Source organism: Capillimicrobium parvum, assembly GCF_021172045.1.
GTDB classification, from domain to species: Bacteria; Actinomycetota; Thermoleophilia; order Solirubrobacterales; family Solirubrobacteraceae; genus Capillimicrobium; species Capillimicrobium parvum.
Genome location: NZ_CP087164.1, coordinates 4,035,756 through 4,051,935, shown reverse-complemented (window position 1 = coordinate 4,051,935; position 16,180 = coordinate 4,035,756). Strand labels below are relative to the sequence as shown.

Annotated in this window: 19 protein-coding genes; 15 read left to right on the top strand and 4 right to left on the bottom strand. The window is 73.4% G+C overall.

Annotated features, from left to right (window positions below; genetic code table 11):
- The first annotated feature begins 2 nt into the window (after nucleotides 1-2).
- From DSM104329_RS19730 to DSM104329_RS19710, 5 genes are read left to right on the top strand one after another with little or no spacing between them, the layout of a single operon-like run.
- Nucleotides 3-482, top strand: coding sequence for a low molecular weight protein-tyrosine-phosphatase (locus DSM104329_RS19730; protein ID WP_259311564.1), 480 nt, complete (start codon nucleotides 3-5; stop codon nucleotides 480-482).
- The gene (locus DSM104329_RS19725; RefSeq protein ID WP_259311563.1) at nucleotides 479-1,324 is read left to right on the top strand and encodes a fructosamine kinase family protein; all 846 of its coding nucleotides are present in this window, start codon (nucleotides 479-481) and stop codon (nucleotides 1,322-1,324) included. The genes DSM104329_RS19730 and DSM104329_RS19725 overlap by 4 nt, the downstream gene beginning before the upstream one ends.
- A gap of 4 nt (nucleotides 1,325-1,328) precedes the next feature.
- Complete coding sequence (locus tag DSM104329_RS19720; protein ID WP_259311562.1) at nucleotides 1,329-2,114, top strand: SDR family NAD(P)-dependent oxidoreductase; 786 nt, start codon at nucleotides 1,329-1,331, stop codon at nucleotides 2,112-2,114.
- A 28-nt stretch (nucleotides 2,115-2,142) separates the two neighbouring features.
- Nucleotides 2,143-2,583 carry a MaoC family dehydratase N-terminal domain-containing protein gene (locus DSM104329_RS19715; RefSeq protein ID WP_259311561.1) on the top strand — a complete coding sequence of 147 codons (441 nt, stop codon included), beginning with the start codon at nucleotides 2,143-2,145 and terminating at the stop codon, nucleotides 2,581-2,583.
- Nucleotides 2,583-2,960 (top strand): MaoC/PaaZ C-terminal domain-containing protein, encoded by a 378-nt coding sequence (locus tag DSM104329_RS19710; protein ID WP_259311560.1) that lies wholly within the window; start codon nucleotides 2,583-2,585, stop codon nucleotides 2,958-2,960. Before DSM104329_RS19715 ends, DSM104329_RS19710 begins: the two co-directional genes overlap by 1 nt.
- A 23-nt stretch (nucleotides 2,961-2,983) precedes the next feature.
- On the opposite strand, the gene DSM104329_RS19705 is transcribed toward DSM104329_RS19710, so the two are convergent.
- Nucleotides 2,984-4,486: a cellulase family glycosylhydrolase gene (locus tag DSM104329_RS19705; RefSeq protein WP_259311559.1), complete on the bottom strand. Its 1,503-nt coding sequence runs from the start codon at nucleotides 4,484-4,486 to the stop codon at nucleotides 2,984-2,986.
- A 75-nt stretch (nucleotides 4,487-4,561) separates the two neighbouring features.
- Nucleotides 4,562-6,520: an acetate--CoA ligase gene (gene acs / locus DSM104329_RS19700; protein WP_259311558.1), complete on the bottom strand. Its 1,959-nt coding sequence runs from the start codon at nucleotides 6,518-6,520 to the stop codon at nucleotides 4,562-4,564.
- A 177-nt stretch (nucleotides 6,521-6,697) separates the two neighbouring features.
- Between acs and DSM104329_RS19695 the strand changes: the two genes are divergently transcribed.
- Nucleotides 6,698-7,216 carry an inorganic diphosphatase gene (locus DSM104329_RS19695; RefSeq protein WP_259311557.1) on the top strand — a complete coding sequence of 173 codons (519 nt, stop codon included), beginning with the start codon at nucleotides 6,698-6,700 and terminating at the stop codon, nucleotides 7,214-7,216.
- 6 nt (nucleotides 7,217-7,222) lie between these two features.
- Here the strand turns inward: DSM104329_RS19695 and DSM104329_RS19690 are convergent, their stop codons facing one another.
- Nucleotides 7,223-7,498 carry a hypothetical protein gene (locus DSM104329_RS19690; protein ID WP_259311556.1) on the bottom strand — a complete coding sequence of 92 codons (276 nt, stop codon included), beginning with the start codon at nucleotides 7,496-7,498 and terminating at the stop codon, nucleotides 7,223-7,225.
- Between the two features lie 48 nt (nucleotides 7,499-7,546).
- Between DSM104329_RS19690 and hrcA the strand changes: the two genes are divergently transcribed.
- Genes hrcA through era form a run of 9 tightly spaced genes read left to right on the top strand, consistent with a single transcriptional unit; the run spans nucleotide 7,547 to nucleotide 15,270 of the window.
- Nucleotides 7,547-8,554, top strand: a complete 1,008-nt coding sequence (gene hrcA, locus DSM104329_RS19685; protein ID WP_259311555.1) for a heat-inducible transcriptional repressor HrcA — start codon at nucleotides 7,547-7,549, stop codon at nucleotides 8,552-8,554.
- Nucleotides 8,554-9,666: a molecular chaperone DnaJ gene (dnaJ, locus tag DSM104329_RS19680; RefSeq protein ID WP_259311554.1), complete on the top strand. Its 1,113-nt coding sequence runs from the start codon at nucleotides 8,554-8,556 to the stop codon at nucleotides 9,664-9,666. The genes hrcA and dnaJ overlap by 1 nt, the downstream gene beginning before the upstream one ends.
- Nucleotides 9,663-10,478 carry a 50S ribosomal protein L11 methyltransferase gene (locus tag DSM104329_RS19675; RefSeq protein WP_259311553.1) on the top strand — a complete coding sequence of 272 codons (816 nt, stop codon included), beginning with the start codon at nucleotides 9,663-9,665 and terminating at the stop codon, nucleotides 10,476-10,478. The genes dnaJ and DSM104329_RS19675 overlap by 4 nt, the downstream gene beginning before the upstream one ends.
- A 16-nt stretch (nucleotides 10,479-10,494) precedes the next feature.
- A complete protein-coding gene (locus DSM104329_RS19670; RefSeq protein ID WP_259311552.1) occupies nucleotides 10,495-11,193 on the top strand; it encodes a hypothetical protein in 699 nt (232 codons plus the stop codon).
- A gap of 9 nt (nucleotides 11,194-11,202) precedes the next feature.
- Nucleotides 11,203-12,528 (top strand): NAD(P)/FAD-dependent oxidoreductase, encoded by a 1,326-nt coding sequence (locus DSM104329_RS19665; protein WP_259311551.1) that lies wholly within the window; start codon nucleotides 11,203-11,205, stop codon nucleotides 12,526-12,528.
- 35 nt (nucleotides 12,529-12,563) lie between these two features.
- Nucleotides 12,564-12,995, top strand: a complete 432-nt coding sequence (locus DSM104329_RS19660) for a GatB/YqeY domain-containing protein (RefSeq protein ID WP_259311550.1) — start codon at nucleotides 12,564-12,566, stop codon at nucleotides 12,993-12,995.
- A gap of 28 nt (nucleotides 12,996-13,023) precedes the next feature.
- Entirely contained in the window at nucleotides 13,024-13,992 is a 969-nt protein-coding gene (locus tag DSM104329_RS19655) for a PhoH family protein (RefSeq protein ID WP_259311549.1), read from the top strand.
- Nucleotides 13,979-14,356: an rRNA maturation RNase YbeY gene (gene ybeY, locus DSM104329_RS19650; RefSeq protein ID WP_259311548.1), complete on the top strand. Its 378-nt coding sequence runs from the start codon at nucleotides 13,979-13,981 to the stop codon at nucleotides 14,354-14,356. The genes DSM104329_RS19655 and ybeY overlap by 14 nt, the downstream gene beginning before the upstream one ends.
- Nucleotides 14,357-14,388: 32 nt before the next feature.
- A complete protein-coding gene (gene era, locus DSM104329_RS19645) occupies nucleotides 14,389-15,270 on the top strand; it encodes a GTPase Era (RefSeq protein ID WP_259311547.1) in 882 nt (293 codons plus the stop codon).
- A 6-nt stretch (nucleotides 15,271-15,276) separates the two neighbouring features.
- Here era and DSM104329_RS19640 read toward each other — a convergent pair whose 3' ends face one another.
- Complete coding sequence (locus DSM104329_RS19640) at nucleotides 15,277-16,173, bottom strand: ArsA-related P-loop ATPase (protein WP_259311546.1); 897 nt, start codon at nucleotides 16,171-16,173, stop codon at nucleotides 15,277-15,279.
- Nucleotides 16,174-16,180: the final 7 nt, after the last annotated feature.

The window sequence follows — 16,180 nt, the reverse complement described above, 5'->3', positions numbered from 1 at the left end:
TGATGCGCATCCTGTTCGTCTGCCTGGGCAACATCTGCCGGTCGCCGACCGCCGAGGGGGTCATGCGCCGCCTCGTCGCGGAGGCGGGCCTCCAGGACGAGATCGAGATCGACAGCGCCGGGACGGGCGCCTACCACGTGGGCAGCCCGCCGGACGAGCGGGCGACCGCTGCCGCCCTGCGACGCGGCACCGAGCTCGCGGGCGCCGCCCGGCAGGTCGCCGACGAGGACTTCGAGACCTACGACCTCCTGCTGGCGATGGACGGCTCGAACCTCCACGAGCTGCGCCGGCGCGCGCCGGACGACGAGGCCCGCGCGCGGGTGCGCCTGCTGCGCGAGTTCGATCCCGCGTCGGAGGGCGCCGGCGATCTCGACGTGCCCGACCCGTACTACGGCGGCCTGCACGGGTTCGACACGGTGCTCGACCAGGTCGAGGCGGCCTGCCGGGGGTTGCTGGACGAGATCGTCGCCGCGCGCCGGTGAGCGGCGGCCCTCCCGCGCTCCCATCCGAGCTGGGCCGGGTGACCGGCGCCCGGCGCGTGAGCGGCGGCGACCTCAACGAGGCGTGGGCGGTCGAGCTCGAAGGCGGCGGCCGCGCGTTCGTCAAGACCCGTACGGGCGCGCCGCCCGGCGAGTACGCGACCGAGGCGGCGGGGCTGGCCTGGCTGGGCGAGGCGGGCGCGGTGCGCGTGCCGCGCGTCCTCGCCGCCGGCGACGACCACCTCGCGCTCGAGTGGATCGAGCCGGGGACGCTCGGTGCGCCGGGCGCGCAGGAGCTGGGCCGCGGGCTGGCGGCACTGCACCAGGCCGGCGCGCCCGCGTTCGGGGCGGCGTGGCCGATGCACCTCGGGCCGGTCGTGCTCTCCAACGAGCCGTGTGGCGACTGGCCGGCGTTCTACGCGCAGCGCCGCCTGCTGCCGCTCGCCGCCCGCGCGCGGGACGCGGGGGCGATGTCGGCGGCCGGCGTGCGGGCCGTCGAGCGCGTCGCGGAGCGGATGAGCGAGCTGGCGGGACCGCCGGAGCCGCCCGCGCGGCTGCACGGCGACCTGTGGGGCGGCAACGTCCTCGCCGGGTCGGACGGGCGCCCGTGGCTGATCGACCCGGCCGCGCACGGCGGCCACCGGGAGGTGGACCTCGCCATGCTGCGGCTGTTCGGCGCGCCCGATCCGCGCACCCTGGCCGCGTACGCCGAGGCGCACCCGCTCGCCGCCGGCCACGAGGAGCGCGTGGAGCTGTGGCAGCTGCTGCCGCTGCTCGTGCACGCGGTCCTGTTCGGCGGCGGGTACGGGGCGAGCGCCGAGCGCGCCGCGCGCCGGTACGGTTGACCCCATGGATCTCGGGCTCAGCGGGCGGGCGGGGATCGTCACGGGTGCCAGCCGCGGCATCGGGCTGGCCATCGCGCGCGGGCTGGCCGCCGAAGGAGCGCGCGTGCTCATGGTCTCGCGCGGCGAGCGGGAGCTCGCGGCGCGCGCGGCCGAGATCGACGCCGAGTGGCTGGCGCTCGACGTGTCCGAGCCCGACGCCGGCGACCGCATCGTCGCCTGCTGCGCGGAGCAGATGAGCGGCCCCGACTTCCTCGTCAACAACGCGGGCATCGCGGAGATGAAGGCGCTCGAGGAGCTCACCGACGCCGACTGGCAGCGCGACTGGGATCTGCACGTCATGGCGTCGATGCGGCTCATGCGCGCCGCGTGTCCGCGGATGGCCGGGGCCGGCTGGGGGAGGGTCGTCAACGTCTCCTCCTCGTCGGGCAAGCGGCCCTCCGGCACGCTGGCGATGTCGTATTCGGTGACGAAGGCCGCGCAGCTCGCGCTGTCGCGCGCGTTCGCCGACCGCTACGCCGCCGACGGCGTCCGCGTCAACGCGATCGCCCCGGGCATGGCGCTCAGCGAGGGGTGGACCGGTGCCGGCGGGCTCGCCGAGCAGCTCGGGCGGACCCGCGGCACGTCCGCCGCGGAGGTCCTGCGCGCGCAGGGCGAGCGGCTGCCGATCGGCCGTGCGCTCGAGGTCGACGAGGTCGCGCAGATCGCGGTGATCCTGTGCTCGGAGGTCGCCTCGGGCGTGGCCGGCGCCGCCTGGTCGGTCGACGGCGGCGTCTGGGCGTCCATCGTCTGAGCGGCGACGCTTGCTTGAATCCCCCGCCATGCCCGCCAACACCGACATCGTCGGCAAGACCTTCCCGCCCGCGGTCTATGCGGTCGGCCGCGAGAAGATCCGTGAGTTCGCGCACGCGACCGGGGAGACCAGCCCGCTGTGCCTCGACCTCGAGGCGGCCCGCGCGGCCGGGCACGCCGACCTCGTCGCGCCGCCGATGTTCGCGGTCGTGTACTGCATGCCGGCGATGGCGGTGGGGCTGTTCGATCCGGAGATCGGCATCGACTTCGCCCGGCTCGTCCACGGCGGGCAGGAGTTCACGTGGGGCGAGCTGGTGGTGGCGGGCGACGAGATCGCCACGACCGTGACGCTCGCCGACGTCAGCGAGCGCGCGGGCAACGGCTTCTTCGTCTTCGAGTCGCGCTCGGTCAACCAGGACGGCGCCGAGGTCAGCGCCGGCCGCTGGACGAACATCGTGCGGGGGGCGTGATGGAGATCCCGGAGCTGAAGGTGACGCCGGACCGGTACCTGACCGTCCGCTACGCGGGCGCGTCGGGGGACTTCAACCCCATCCACGTCGACGACGAGTTCGCCCGGTCGGTCGGCCTGCCGGGCAAGATCCTCCACGGCCTCTACACGATGGCCCAGGTCGCGCGGGCGCAGACCGAAGCGGGCGGTGGCCCCGCGTCGCTGCGCCGGCTCGCGGTGCAGTTTCGCGGGATGGGCGTGCCGGAGGCCGAGTTGACGATCACCACGACCGTGCGCGACGAGCGTGACGGCGTCGCCTACGTGGACTGCGTGGCCGAGCAGAACGGCCGCGCGATCATCCGCAACGCCGAGGCCGAGGTCGTCATTCCGGCGCAGTGATCCCGGGCCACTCGTGACCGCGGCTACCTCAGCACCACCAGCTCGCGCGGCATCTTCCGCTTGCCGCCGACCTTGTTCGCGCAGAACCCGAACGTCGCCGCCGACGCACCCGGGGCGATCGCGCCGGCCGAGCTCGGGAGCGTCACGACGACCTTCGGCCCGGTGCGGGTGACCGTGCCGTTCCAGCTCGACTCGATCGCGACGCGCTCGTCGAGCCGGAAGCGCAGCCGCGCCGGCCGGTCGGCCGTCGTGCCGGTGTTCGTCACGGCGAGCCCGGCGCACCAGCCGGTGCTCCACTCGCTCTGCAGCTTCGCGACCGCCTTGAAGGAGGTCGGCCCGGGCGGCGGCGGAGGAGGCGGCGGCGGCGCGGTCGCGGCGCCGTAGGGGATCGCCTCGCGCCGCTGCAGCGCCTGCAGCAGCGCGACCTTCGCCGTGTCCACCGTCGTCCAGTCGTCGCGCAGCACGCCGCCCGTGTCGCCCGAGTTCGGGTTCCACGCCCAGTACGTCCACGAGTGCCCGCGCCGCCCGAGGAAGTCCATGAACTGGCGCTGCCAGCGGCCCTCGACCGTGTCGGTGCCGGTCCGGCGCCCGCCGAACTCGCCGACCAGGATCGGGGCGGTGCCGGCCTGTGCGATGTAGTCGAAGCCCTTCGCCCACCGGTCGGCGAGCGTCGCCGGCACGTCGGCCGCCGAGAACCACGGCTGGTCGAACACGCCCGGCCCGTACTCGTGGGGGGAGTAGACGAGCCGGTTCGCCCGCGCCAGCCGCACGGGGTTGCGGCGCACGCCCTCGAGGTTGCCGCCCCACCAGTGCGTCGCGAGCAGCTGGCCGTCGGTGCGGCCCTCGATGCCCTCCACGACGATCAGCCAGCGCGGGGCGATCGCGCTGACCGCGTCGCCGGCGCGCTCGGCCGCCCGGCGCCAGTCCGTCGCGGTGCCGGTGCCCCACGTCGCCGCGCCGTGCGGCTCGTTCTTGAGGTCGGCGGCGACCACGTTCGGCGTCGACGCGTACCGGCGCGCGAGCTGTTGCCACCCGGCCACCCAGTCGTCCTCGGAGAAGCCGCTGCCGTACCAGAGGTCGCTCTGGAAGCCGTCGTCGGCCGTCGAGTGGTTGTCGAGGACGACGAGCAGGTCCTGGCGCCCGGCCTCCGCGATGATCTCGTCCATGACCTGCAGCGGGCTCTTGCCCTGCAGCGCGGCGTTGCGACCGCCGCCGTAGTCGATGCCGCTCGTGGACGCCGCTCGCAGCATCTGCAGCGAGAACGGCAGGCGGACCGCGTTGAAGCCGAGCCGGCGGATCTGGGCGAGCATGTCCTTGTAGTCGCGCGCCCACAGGCCATGTGGCGCGTGGTTGGCGGTCTCGAAGCCGAACCAGTTGACGCCCTGGATGACGAACGTCCGGCCGCCGTGGTCGACGATCGTCGCGCCGCTCGTCGACAGCGGCGCGCGCTCGACGATCGTGGCGCCGGCGGGCGCGGCGACCAGCAGGGTGAGAACGAGGGGAAGCAGAGCAAGCGTCCGTGCCATCGGGCGACCATAGAGATCGGCCGCGGCACCTCCGCCATCAGCCCTCGCCCGGACGCAGCAGCGTCCGGCACCGCGTCAGCCTTCCTCGGCCTGCAGCTCCTTCACGCGGCCCTCGAGCTTGGCCATGACGTCGGGGTCGCGCAGCGTGGTGACGTCCCCGAGCTCGCGGCCCTCGGCGATGTCGCGCAGCAGGCGGCGCATGATCTTGCCCGAGCGCGTCTTGGGCAGGTCGTCGCTCCAGATGATCCGCTTGGGCCGGGCGAGCTTGCCGATCCGCGCCGCGACGTGGTCGCGGATCTCGGCCACCAGCTCGTCGGACCCCTCGAGCTCGCCCTCGAGCGTCACGAACGCGGCGACGGACTGGCCGGTGTCCTCGTCGGTCTGCCCGATCACCGCGGCCTCGGCGACCTTCGGGTGCGAGACGATCGCCGACTCGATCTCCGCGGTGGACATCCGGTGGCCGGACACGTTGAGCACGTCGTCGACGCGGCCGATCACCCAGAGGTAGCCGTCGTCGTCCCGGCGCGCCGCGTCGCCCACGAAGTACGTCTGCGGGCCGAACTTCTCCCAGTACGTGGCGACGAAGCGGTCGTCGTCCTTGTAGAGCGTGCGCAGCATCCCCGGCCACGGCCGCGTCAGCGTGAGCAGGCCCTGCGTATCGCGCGGGACCTCCTCGCCGGAGTCGTCCACGACCCGGGCGGCGATCGCCGGCAGCGGCGTGCCCGCCGAGCCGGGCTTCGTCTGCTGCACGCCCGGCAGCGTCGTGATCATGATCGCGCCGGTCTCCGTCTGCCACCAGGTGTCGACGATCGGGCAGCGCTCGCCGCCGATGACCTTGTGGTACCAGAGCCAGGCCTTGGGGTTGATCGGCTCGCCGACCGTGCCGAGCAGCCGCAGCGCCGACAGGTCATGGCGGCCCGGGTACTGCTCGCCCCACTTCATGCACGCCCGGATCGCGGTCGGCGCCGTGTAGAAGATCGTCACGCCGTAGCGCTCGCACAGCTCCCACCAGATGTCCTTGTCCGGGTAGTCCGGCGCGCCCTCGTACATCACCGACGTGCAGCCGTTGGCCAGCGGCCCGTAGACGATGTAGCTGTGCCCGGTCACCCAGCCGACGTCGGCCGAGCACCAGTACACGTCCGACGGCGCCTTGAGATCGAAGACGTAGCGGTGCGTCCACGCGACGTGCGTCAGGTAGCCGCCGGTCGTGTGCAGGATGCCCTTCGGCTTCGCGGTCGAACCCGACGAGTACAGGATGTAGAGCGGATGCTCGGCGGGCAGCTGCTCGGGCTCGCAGACGGCGTCGGCCGCCGCCAGCGCCTCGTCGTAGAAGACGTCGCGCTCGCCCATCGGGCAGTCGATGCCGGTGTGGCGCACGACGAAGATCGTCTCGACGTCGACGCCGATCTCGTCGACGGCAGCCTTGATCGGCGCCGTCCTGCCCTTGCGTCGCGCGCCGTCGACCGTGACGAGAGCGCGCGCGTCGGAGAAGTCCATCCGCTCCTTGACGGACTCCGGCGAGAACCCGCCGAAGACGACGTTGTGCGGCGCGCCGATCCGCGCGCACGCGAGCATCGCCACGACGACCTCCGGGATCATCGGCAGGAAGATCCCGACGACGTCGCCGCGCCCGATCCCACGCGACTTCAGCGCGTTGGCGAACCGCTGCACGTCGGCCAGCAGCTGCGCGTAGGTGATGTCGCGCTCCTCGCCCTCCTCGCCGCGCCAGTGGAACGCGACGCGGTCGCCCAGCCCCGCGTCCACGTGGCGGTCCAGGCAGTTGACCGACGCGTTGAGCGTGCCGTCGGCGAACCACTTGTAGAACGGCGGGTCCGTGTCGTCGAGCGACTGCGACGGCTGCGCGAACCAGTCCAGCGCCCGGGCCTGCTCGAGCCACCAGGCCGCCGGATCGCGCTCGGCCTCCTCCCGGACGGCGTCGTCGGAGATCGAGGCGGCGGACCGGAACTCGTCCGACGGAGGGAACGTCTCGACCTCCAGCAGCTCGGCCAGCTCTTGCTCCAGATCCGTCGCCATGTCCGGTCTCCTCTCAGCGGTTCAGGGTGGTTCGGCAGGATGCCGCGCCGGTATGTCGCGGTGGTCGTGCGGGGAATGATGGGTACCACGCCGCGACGGCGGTCGCCAGCCCGCCGACGACCGGCCTCCGCCGGATCCCATCAGCCCCCGCGCAGCGGTGCTGCCATGATGCCCGCCATGCAGGTACCCGAGGACGCCTTCGTCGCGGTCATCGAGATCCCGAAGGGCAGCCGCAACAAGTACGAGTGGGACCACGAGCTCAACGCGATCAAGCTCGACCGCTTCCTGTTCAGCTCGATGGTCTACCCGACCGACTACGGCTTCGTGCCCGACACCCTCGGCCGCGACGGCGACCCGCTCGACGTCATGGTGTGCGTGAGCGAGCCGACGTTCCCGGGGTGCCGGATCCTCGTCAAGCCGATCGCCCTGTTCCGCATGGAGGACGACCAGGGCATCGACGACAAGGTGCTCGCCGTGCCGCTCGAGGATCCGGGCTGGAACTCGCTGGAGCGCCTCGACGACCTCTCCAAGCAGCTGCAGGACGAGATCGCCCACTTCTTCTCGGTCTACAAGGACCTCGAGCAGAAGCAGGTGCGCGTCGACGGCTGGTACTCGCGGGAGGAGGCGCTGGAGGAGATCCAGCGCTCCCTCGAGCGCGAGCGGCGCCGCAAGCTCGGCCTGTCCCGCGCCGACTGACCGGCGCTACCCGGTCAGCCGGAACGTGCGGCGCAGGCCGCCGTCGCGCCGCGTGACCGTGGTGAGGCTTGCCGACGCCCGCCCGGGGGTCGTGCCGGACACGCCGAGGTCGACGGTGGTGACGGCGTGCGGCGGGCCGGGGACGACGGCGAGGGCCGCGGGTGCGGTCGGCGCAGCGGCCCGGCTCTCCGTGACCCCGGCGATGCCCACGGCGATCGCGACGATCGCGCAGCCGCCGACGACCGCCCGCCGGTGCGAGCGGATCCGTTCGAGCCGATCCATACGCGTGGGATTCGGGGCCGCGTCACGGTGTCCTCGTACACTCGGATCGTGCTCAGCCCGCGCCAGGAGCTCATCCTCGCCAAGGTCGTCGAGGTCTATCTGGAGGCTGGCCAGCCGGTCGGCTCGAAGGCCATCGCCGCGGATGCCGCCATCGAGTTCGGCCCGTCGACGATCCGCAACGAGCTCGCCCAGCTCGAGGAGCACGGCCTGCTCGCGCATCCGCATACATCGGCCGGCCGGGTGCCGACCGACTCGGGCTACCGCTACTTCGTCGACCGCCTGCTGCCGGCGCGCAAGGTCTCGCTCGACCTCAGCCTCATCCGGCGCGAGGTGGACGAGGCGATGCGCGCGACGAGCGAGGCGCTCTCCCAGGTGACGAACCTGCTGGCGATCGTCAGCGCGCCGCCGATCGAGACCGCGACGATCCGCCACGTCGAGGTGCTGCTGCTGCAGTCGCAGGTGTTGATGGTCGTGATCATCACCTCGACAGGCGGCGTGACCAAGCGCGTCTTCACCTTCGACGAGCCGGTCGACTCCGGCCTCGTAGGCTGGGCGGGCGAGTACCTCAACGAGGAGCTGACCGGCGTCGGCCTCGGTGCCCGCACCCTCGCGCACCGGCTCGCCGAGCCGTCGCTCGGGGTCCGCGAGCGCGGGTTCCTCGCCGCGTTGTCGCCCGCGTTCATCGACCTCGCGGAGACCGCCGAGTCGACGCTCTACATGGACGGGGCGGCGCGCCTGCTCTCCGAGCACCGCGTGCAGGACCTCACGCAGATCAACTCGCTCATGGGGATGCTCGAGCAGCGCGTCACGCTGCTCGGCGCGCTGGCCTCCGCGCTGGCGACCCCGGACGTGCTCGTGCGCATCGGCGCCGAGAACGAGCTGCCGGAGCTGCGCTCGCTCGCGCTCGTCGCCTCTGGCTACGGCCTGCCGGCGCGGCGCCTGGGCGCCGTGTCGGTCCTCGGGCCCGTACGCATGGACTACGGCATGGCCATCTCGAGCGTGCGCGAGGCGGCGCGCCATCTCTCCCGCTTCGTCTCCGACGTCTACGACAACTGATGCCCCGAGACCCCTATGAGGTGCTCGGCGTCCCGCGCGGCGCCGACGACACCCACATCAAGAAGGCCTTCCGCAAGCTCGCGCGCGAGCTGCATCCGGACGTGAACTCGTCCGAGACCGCCGAGGAGGACTTCAAGGAGGCCGCCGAGGCCTACGAGGTCCTCAGCGACGCCGAGCGCCGCGCGACCTTCGACCGCTACGGCTGGGAGGGGCTGCGCAGCGGCGGCTACGCGCCGCCGGACTTCTCCGGCTTCGGCTCGCTCGGCGACATCTTCGATGCGTTCTTCGGCGGCGGGATGGCCGGCGGGCGCGGCGGGCCGATCCAGGGCGGCGACGTCGCCGTCACCGTCGAGCTCGACCTGCTGACCGCGTCACGCGGAGCGAAGGCCGAGGTCGCCTACGACGCGATCACGCGCTGCGAGCACTGCCACGGCAACGGCGCCGAGCCGGGCACGCCGATCGAGACCTGCGGGCGCTGCGGCGGCGCAGGGCGGCTGCAGGCCGTCACGCGCACGCCCTTCGGCCAGGTCATGCGGACGGTCGAGTGCGACGTCTGCGGCGGCGACGGCCGCGTCGCCAAGGAGCCGTGCAAGGTCTGCCGGGGCCGCGGGCGCCAGGTCCAGCGGCGCACGCTGACGGTCGACGTGCCCGCGGGCATCGCCGACGGCCAGCGCATCCGGCTGGGGGGCCGCGGCCACGAGGGCGAGCGCGGCGGGCCGGCGGGCGATCTCTACGTCCAGGTCCGGGTGCGCGAGCATGAGCGCTTCGTGCGCGACGGCGACGACCTCGTCACGGTCCTCGACCTGCCCGCGCCGCTGGCGGCGCTCGGCACCACGGTGCGCGTGCCGCTGCTCGACGGCGACGAGGAGGTCGAGATCCCCGCGGGCACGCAGCCGGGCGCGACGATCGTCCTGCGCGGCAAGGGCATGCCGCCGCTGCGTCGCGGGCGCCACGGCGACCTGCGGGTCGTCGTCAACGTCGTCATCCCGCGCCGGCTGAACAAGCGTCAGCGCGAGCTGCTGACCGAGCTGGCCGACTCGATGGGGCCCGAGAACCTCGCCAACGACGAGTCGGTGTTCTCGAAGCTGCGGCGCTCGCTGTTCGCATCGTGATCCGCCTCGCCGTCCGGGTCGCGCGCGCCGACGCCGAGCTCGCGCTCGCCGAGCTGCTCGTGCTCGCGCCCGAGGGCGTCGAGGAGGTCGACGCGGGCGACGACGTCGTCGAGTACGCGATCTACGGCGCGGAGGGCGAGCTGCCGGACCTCGGCGAGGTCCGGGCGGCGGCGGGCGAGGCGCTCGTCGAGGTGTCGAGCACCGTGGTCGGCGACGACTGGGCGCAGCGCTGGCGCGAGTTCCACCGTCCGTTGCAGCTCGCCGGCCTTCGGCTCCGGGCGCCGTGGCATGAGGCGCAGGAGGGGCTCGAGGTGGTCATCGACCCCGGCCAGGCGTTCGGCACCGGCATGCACCCGACGACCCGGCTGTGCCTCGAGCTGCTGCTCGCCGAGCCGGCGGCGCGGCGCGCCTGCCCGCTCGCCGACCTCGGCTGCGGGTCCGGCGTCCTCGCCATCGCGGCGGCCAAGCTCGGCTGGGCGCCCGTCGACGGCTACGACCACGAGGCCGAGAGCGTGCAGGCGACGATCGACAACGCCGCGGCCAACGGCGTCGAGGTCGGCGCGCACCCCTGGGACCTGCGCCGCGACCCGATCCCCCAGGCGCCCACCGCGGCCGCGAACCTCCTGCGCCCGCTGCTCCTCGAGCTGGCCGAGCGGATGACCGCGCCGCCGGAGACGCTGATCGCCAGTGGGCTCCTGGAGGCCGAGGCCGGCGAGGTGGCGGAGGCGTTCGCCCGCCACGGGCTGCGCGAGCACGCCCGCCGCAGCCGCGACGGCTGGGCCGCCGTGCTGCTGCGCCGCGCCGCTGCGTGACACCATCCGGTCGCGCATGACGACCGTCGCCCGCAAGCCGCGCCTGCACGTCCGCGCGCTGTTCGCGGAGATGCTCCGCATCTACCGGCGCCACTGGCGGTGGCTCATGCTCGCCGCCGCGCTCGTCTTCCTGCCGCTCGCGCTCGTCGACGGCCTGGTCGAGGAGATCCGGTCCGGCAGCGACGTCGCCAAGGGCGGGCTCGCACTGCTGACCACGGTCGAGCACATGCTCGGCGACGTGCTGTTCAACGGGCTCGTCGCCGCCGCCGTCATCGCCTGGCGTCAGGGCGGCCCGCGGCTCGGCATCTTCGCCGTGGCGCGGACGCTGCCGTGGCCGACGATCCTCGCGCTCGAGGTCGCCATCCCGGTCGTGACGGCGGTGGGGCTGCTGCTCCTCGTCATCCCGGGCATCGCGTTCGCGACGTACGTGACGCTGGCCCCGGCGGTCGTCAAGGTCGAGCACCTGCGCGCCTGGCCGTCGGTGAAGCGCAGCTTCGCGCTCGTGCGCGGCAACTTCTGGCGGGTGCTGCTCGTCCTCGTGCTGCTCGTCGGCGTCGCCGCCGCCGTGGAGGAGCTGCTGCAGACCGTCACGCCGGAGTACATCGGCGACGTGCTTGTCAAGCTGGCGGTGGAGCTGGCGTTCTCGCCGCTGTCGGCCGTCGCGGTCGTGCTCATGGTCTTCCACCTGCGTCGCGACCCCGCCGACGGGGAATAGCCTTCCGCAATGGCCTGGAAGATCGTCATCGCCGGGGGAGGCTTCGGTGGCCTCTACGCCGCGCGCACCCTGGAGCGGATCCTGCCGCCGCAGAGCGCGCGCATCACGCTCGTCAACGACGTGAACTTCATGCTCTACACCCCGCTGCTGCCGGGCGCGGCGGCCGGGACGCTCGAGCCGCGCCACGTCGTCGTGCCGCTGCGTGAGGAGCTCAAGCACGCCGACCTGCGCCTCGGCACCGTCGTCGGCGCGGCGCCGGACCACGGCCGGCTCTCCGTCCGCGGCCCGGAGGGCGACCTCGAGGAGCTCGCATACGACCACCTCATCGTCGCGCTCGGCTCGATCTCGCGGACGTTCCCGATCCCCGGCCTCGCCGAGCACGCGATCGGCTTCAAGACGCTGCCCGAGGCGATCGCCCTGCGCAACCGGCTGCTGCGGTCCTTCGAGATCGCCGAGGCGATGGAGGACGGCCGGGAGCGCGAGGCGTACCTGACGTTCGTGTTCGTCGGCGCCGGCTACGCGGGCGTGGAGGGCCTCGCCGAGCTGCAGGACTTCGCCGCCGACGCGATCGAGCTCTACCCGCGCTGCCGGACGTCGGGGACGCGGTTCGTCCTCGTGGAGGCGCGCGACCGGATCATGCAGGAGATCCCGCGGTCGCTGGCCGAGTTCGCCACGCGCGAGCTGCGCGGGCGCGGGATCGAGATCCGCACCGGCACGCAGCTCGAGGAGGTGCGCGAGGACAGCGTGCGCCTCTCGACCGGCGAGACGATCCCGACGCGCACCGTCGCGTGGACGGCGGGCGTCAAGCCGCACCCGGCGGTCGCCGAGCTCGGCCTGCCGCTGGACGGGGGTGGGCGGATCCGGGTCGACTCCTACCTGCAGGTCGAGGGCCGCGAGAACGTGTGGGCGATCGGCGACGCCGCGGCCGTGCCGGACGCGGCGCAGAAGTACCAGAGGCCGACCCCGCCGACCGCCCAGCACGCGATGCGCCAGGGCCGCACGGCGGCGCGCAACGTCGCCGCGGCCACCGGCGCGGGCCACCGCCGGCGCAGGTTCACCTACAAGACGCTCGGCGTGTTCGTCGACATGGGACGCAACCAGGCCGTGGCGCAGACGCTCGGCATCCGCTGGCGCGGGCCGATCGCCTGGTTCCTCGCGCGGACGTACCACCTCCTGCTCATGCCGGGCATGAAGCGCCGGACCCGCCTGGTCATCGACTGGTCGATCGGGCTGTTCTTCGGCCGCGACGCCTCGGAGCTCGGCATGCTCGGCCACCCGCCCGCATTGCAGGGCCAGAGCAGCGGCGGCACGGGGGAGGAGGCGGCCGGCGACTGAGCCGCCTGCCGCCCCCCTACCATGTGGGGACGGAGATGACGGCACTCGAACGCGTGAAGGACGATCTCGCCACGGCGCGCAAGGCCGGCGAGCGCGGGCGCGTCGGCACGCTGAGCCTGGTGCTCTCCGAGCTGCAGAAGGCGGCGAAGGAGGGCGACGGCGACGAGGTGGCGGTGCTGCGCCGCGAGCGCAAGCGCCGCCAGGAGGCGGCGCGGGCCTTCCGCGACGGGGGCCGTCCCGAGCTGGCCGAGGCCGAGGAGGCGGAGGCCGGGATGATCGAGCAGTACCTGCCCGCCGAGCTGTCCGACGACGAGCTGCGCACGATGGTCGCCGATGCTGTGGCCGAGACCGGCGCCGGCTCGCCGAAGGACATGGGCCGGGTCATGCCCGTCGTCATGGGCAAGGTCGCCGGCCGCGCCGACGGCCGTCGCGTATCCCAGCACGTCAAGGAGGCACTGTCGGCTTGACCGTCCCGCGTCCCACCATCGCCACGCCATGAGAACCCAGATCGAGCTGCCCAACCGCGTCGCCGCCGAGATGGCCGGTAGCGAGGACACGGTGCTCAAGGCCCTGGAGGGCCACCTCGACTGCGACCTGTTCCTGCGCGGCAACATGGTCACGCTCGACGGCGAGCCGGAGGCCGTGCGCGCCGCCGAGCAGGTCGTGCGCGAGATGGCCGAGCTCGTCGAGCAGGGCCACGAGATCGCGCCCGGCACGATCAGCGCGGTCGCCGGCGCGCTGGATGCGCACGAGTCGCCCGCGCGCATCCTCGAGGACGTCGTCTGGCGCCACCGCTCCACGAAGGTCGCGCCGAAGTCGGTCAACCAGAAGCGCTACGTCGACTCGATCCGCCGCAACACGATCACCTTCGGCATCGGCCCCGCGGGCACCGGCAAGACGTGGCTGGCCGTCGCGATGGCCGCCGCCGCCCTGCAGCGCCGCGAGGTCAACCGCGTGATCCTCACCCGGCCGGCCGTGGAGGCCGGCGAGCGCCTCGGCTTCCTGCCCGGCGACCTGATGGCGAAGATCGACCCGTACCTGCGTCCGCTGTTCGACGCGCTGCAGGACATGCTGGACGCCGAGAAGGTCACGCAGGCGCTGGAGCGCGGCCAGATCGAGGTCGCGCCGCTGGCCTTCATGCGCGGAAGGACGCTCAACGACAGCTTCATCATCCTCGACGAGGCCCAGAACACCACGCCCGAGCAGATGAAGATGTTCCTGACCCGCCTCGGGTTCGGCTCGAAGATGGTGGTGACCGGCGACATCACGCAGGTCGACCTGCCGCGCGAGCACCAGTCGGGCCTGATCGTCGTCTCGGAGATCCTCGACGGCCTGGAGGGCGTGGAGTTCGTACGCTTCGGCGGCGAGGACGTCGTGCGCCACAAGCTCGTGCAGCGGATCGTCGAGGCCTACGACTCCCACACCGCCGGCCAGACCGGGCAGCTGCGGCGTGCTCGAGGTTGAGGTCGTCGGCACCGCGGCGATCGCCGGGGCGGAGGTCGAGCGTCTCGTGGCCATCGCGCTGGCATCCGCCGACGTCGAGGACGGTCACGTGGCGGTGGAGTTCGTCGACGCGGATCGCATCCGCGACCTGAACCGCGAGCACCGCGCCAAGGACTCGCCCACCGACGTCCTGTCGTTCCCCATCGACTCCGACGACGGCGAGCCGTACGGCCCGCGCGAGCTCGGCGACGTCGTGATCTGCCCCGAGCACACCGAGGACCTGCGCGAGGCGGTCATCCACGGCACGCTGCATCTCGTCGGGATGGACCACGAGACCGACGACGGCGAGATGCTCGCGCTGCAGCGCGAGCTGCTGGGTTGGTAGATCCGATCCCGCCCACCGCCCCCCCACCACCCGTGACCCGCTCGGGCTTCATCGCCCTCGCGGGCCGGCCGAACGTCGGCAAGTCCACGCTGGTCAACGCGATCGTGGGGCGCAAGGTCGCGATCGTCTCCGACAAGCCGCAGACGACCCGGCGCGCGATCCGCGGCGTCGCGACGGGCGACGACTGGCAGCTCGTGCTCGTCGACCTCCCGGGCGTCCAGCGCCCCCGCGACGCGCTGACCGAGCGCATGCAGCGGCGCGTCGAGCGCGAGCTCGAGGACGCCGACGGCGCGCTGATGGTGCTCAACGGCGAGCAGGGCGCCGGGCCCGGGGACCGCTTCATCGCGGCCGCGCTGCGCACCGCCAAGGTGCCGGTGGTCATCGCGGTCAACAAGGTCGACCGGCTCGACAACCCGGGCACCGTGCTCGCGCTGCAGCAGGCCGCCGAGCTCGAGATCGGCGACGAGATATTCCCGGTCTCCGCCCGCACCGGCATGGGTATGAAGCCGCTCGTCGACCACCTCATCGCCCTGCTGCCCGAGGGGCCGTTCTTCTACGAGCGGGGCGAGGGGTCCGACCAGCCGCGCGACGTGATCCTCGCGGAGCTCGTCCGCGAGCAGGTGCTGCGCCGCACGTTCCAGGAGGTGCCGCACTCGGTCGAGGTCGTCATCGAGGAGGTCGAGTGGCCGCGCGGCGACCTCGCCCTCGTGCGCGCGCTGCTGTGGGTGGAGACCGATTCCCAGAAGGGCATCGTCATCGGCTCCGGCGGCAAGATGATCAAGGCGATCGGGACCGCCGCCCGCCGCGAGCTCGAGCGCGAGCTCGGGTCGCGCGTGCATCTCGACCTCTCCGTCCGCGTGCGGCGCTCGTGGCGCGCGGACGAGGGGCTGCTGGACCGGCTGGGCATCGAGTAGCGGCCATCAGGCGAGCGCGCGCGCGAGGCGCGCCGCCAGCCGCCCGCAGGCCTCGGGTCCGGGCCCGTCATCGGCCAGCAGGGGCAGGCTGTGCACCGGCGCGCGCGCCTGGCGCCGCAGGCGAGCGAGCTGGGCCTGCTGCTCGCGCACGCGCTCGGCGGCCAGCTCGACGGCCGCGGCAACCGGTCCGTCCGCCGCCGCCCGCACCGTCGCCAGCTGCGCGCGCGTGAAGCGCCGCGGCATGACGCCGTTGGCCACGATCGCCGCCAGCGGGCGGCTCGCCTCGAGCTCGAGCGCCTCGGTGACCGACAGCTCGGCCGGCTCGGCGACCCCCACGACGCCGGTCGCGCGCTCGTCGGCGAGGAAGTCGCGGAACGTCGCCGCCTGACGTCCGAGCGGTCCGACCCGCTCGATCGCCGCGAACGTCGCCGGCGCCCGCAGCATCCCCAGCCCGTGGCCGGACGACGCGGCGTCCACGACGACCACGTCGAACGGCGCCGCGCCGGACCAGCGTCCGTCCTGCACGAGGTCCCACACCTTCGCCGCCTCGGTGAGCTCGCGTGCCCCGGGCGCGGCCTGGGCGAAGGCGGAGAACGTGCCCGAGCGCACGAGCAGGTCGGCCAGGCGCCGCGAGATCAGGCTGGAGAACCACTCGCGGACGGCCGCCTCGGGGTCGATCGACAGCGTCCACAGGCCGTCGTCGAGCTGCTGCTCGGCGCCGCCCTCGAGCCTCGGGCGCCCGTACATCGCGGCGACCCGGGCCAGCCCGGCGAGTTCGACGACGCACGTCCGCCGCCCGGCCGCGCGCGCCGCCAGCGCCAGCACCGCCGCGACCGTCGTCTTGCCGGCGCCGCCCTTGCCCGTCACGTAGATCAGGCGGCGATGCAGCAGCGGCGGAGCCATCGCGGCG

Excerpts from the sequence above, each read along its gene's own strand:
- DSM104329_RS19640 (WP_259311546.1), bottom strand. The coding sequence starts at position 16,173 with ATGGCTCCGCCGCTGCTGCATCGCCGCCTGATCTACGTGACGGGCAAG.
- DSM104329_RS19655 (WP_259311549.1), top strand. The coding sequence starts at position 13,024 with ATGAGAACCCAGATCGAGCTGCCCAACCGCGTCGCCGCCGAGATGGCC.
- DSM104329_RS19720 (WP_259311562.1), top strand. The coding sequence starts at position 1,329 with ATGGATCTCGGGCTCAGCGGGCGGGCGGGGATCGTCACGGGTGCCAGC.
- DSM104329_RS19660 (WP_259311550.1), top strand. The coding sequence starts at position 12,564 with ATGACGGCACTCGAACGCGTGAAGGACGATCTCGCCACGGCGCGCAAG.
- dnaJ (WP_259311554.1), top strand. The coding sequence starts at position 8,554 with ATGCCCCGAGACCCCTATGAGGTGCTCGGCGTCCCGCGCGGCGCCGAC.
- DSM104329_RS19710 (WP_259311560.1), top strand. The coding sequence starts at position 2,583 with ATGGAGATCCCGGAGCTGAAGGTGACGCCGGACCGGTACCTGACCGTC.
- DSM104329_RS19715 (WP_259311561.1), top strand. The coding sequence starts at position 2,143 with ATGCCCGCCAACACCGACATCGTCGGCAAGACCTTCCCGCCCGCGGTC.
- DSM104329_RS19705 (WP_259311559.1), bottom strand. The coding sequence starts at position 4,486 with ATGGCACGGACGCTTGCTCTGCTTCCCCTCGTTCTCACCCTGCTGGTC.
- DSM104329_RS19695 (WP_259311557.1), top strand. The coding sequence starts at position 6,698 with ATGCAGGTACCCGAGGACGCCTTCGTCGCGGTCATCGAGATCCCGAAG.
- DSM104329_RS19670 (WP_259311552.1), top strand. The coding sequence starts at position 10,495 with ATGACGACCGTCGCCCGCAAGCCGCGCCTGCACGTCCGCGCGCTGTTC.
- DSM104329_RS19665 (WP_259311551.1), top strand. The coding sequence starts at position 11,203 with ATGGCCTGGAAGATCGTCATCGCCGGGGGAGGCTTCGGTGGCCTCTAC.
- DSM104329_RS19730 (WP_259311564.1), top strand. The coding sequence starts at position 3 with ATGCGCATCCTGTTCGTCTGCCTGGGCAACATCTGCCGGTCGCCGACC.
- DSM104329_RS19690 (WP_259311556.1), bottom strand. The coding sequence starts at position 7,498 with ATGGATCGGCTCGAACGGATCCGCTCGCACCGGCGGGCGGTCGTCGGC.
- acs (WP_259311558.1), bottom strand. The coding sequence starts at position 6,520 with ATGGCGACGGATCTGGAGCAAGAGCTGGCCGAGCTGCTGGAGGTCGAG.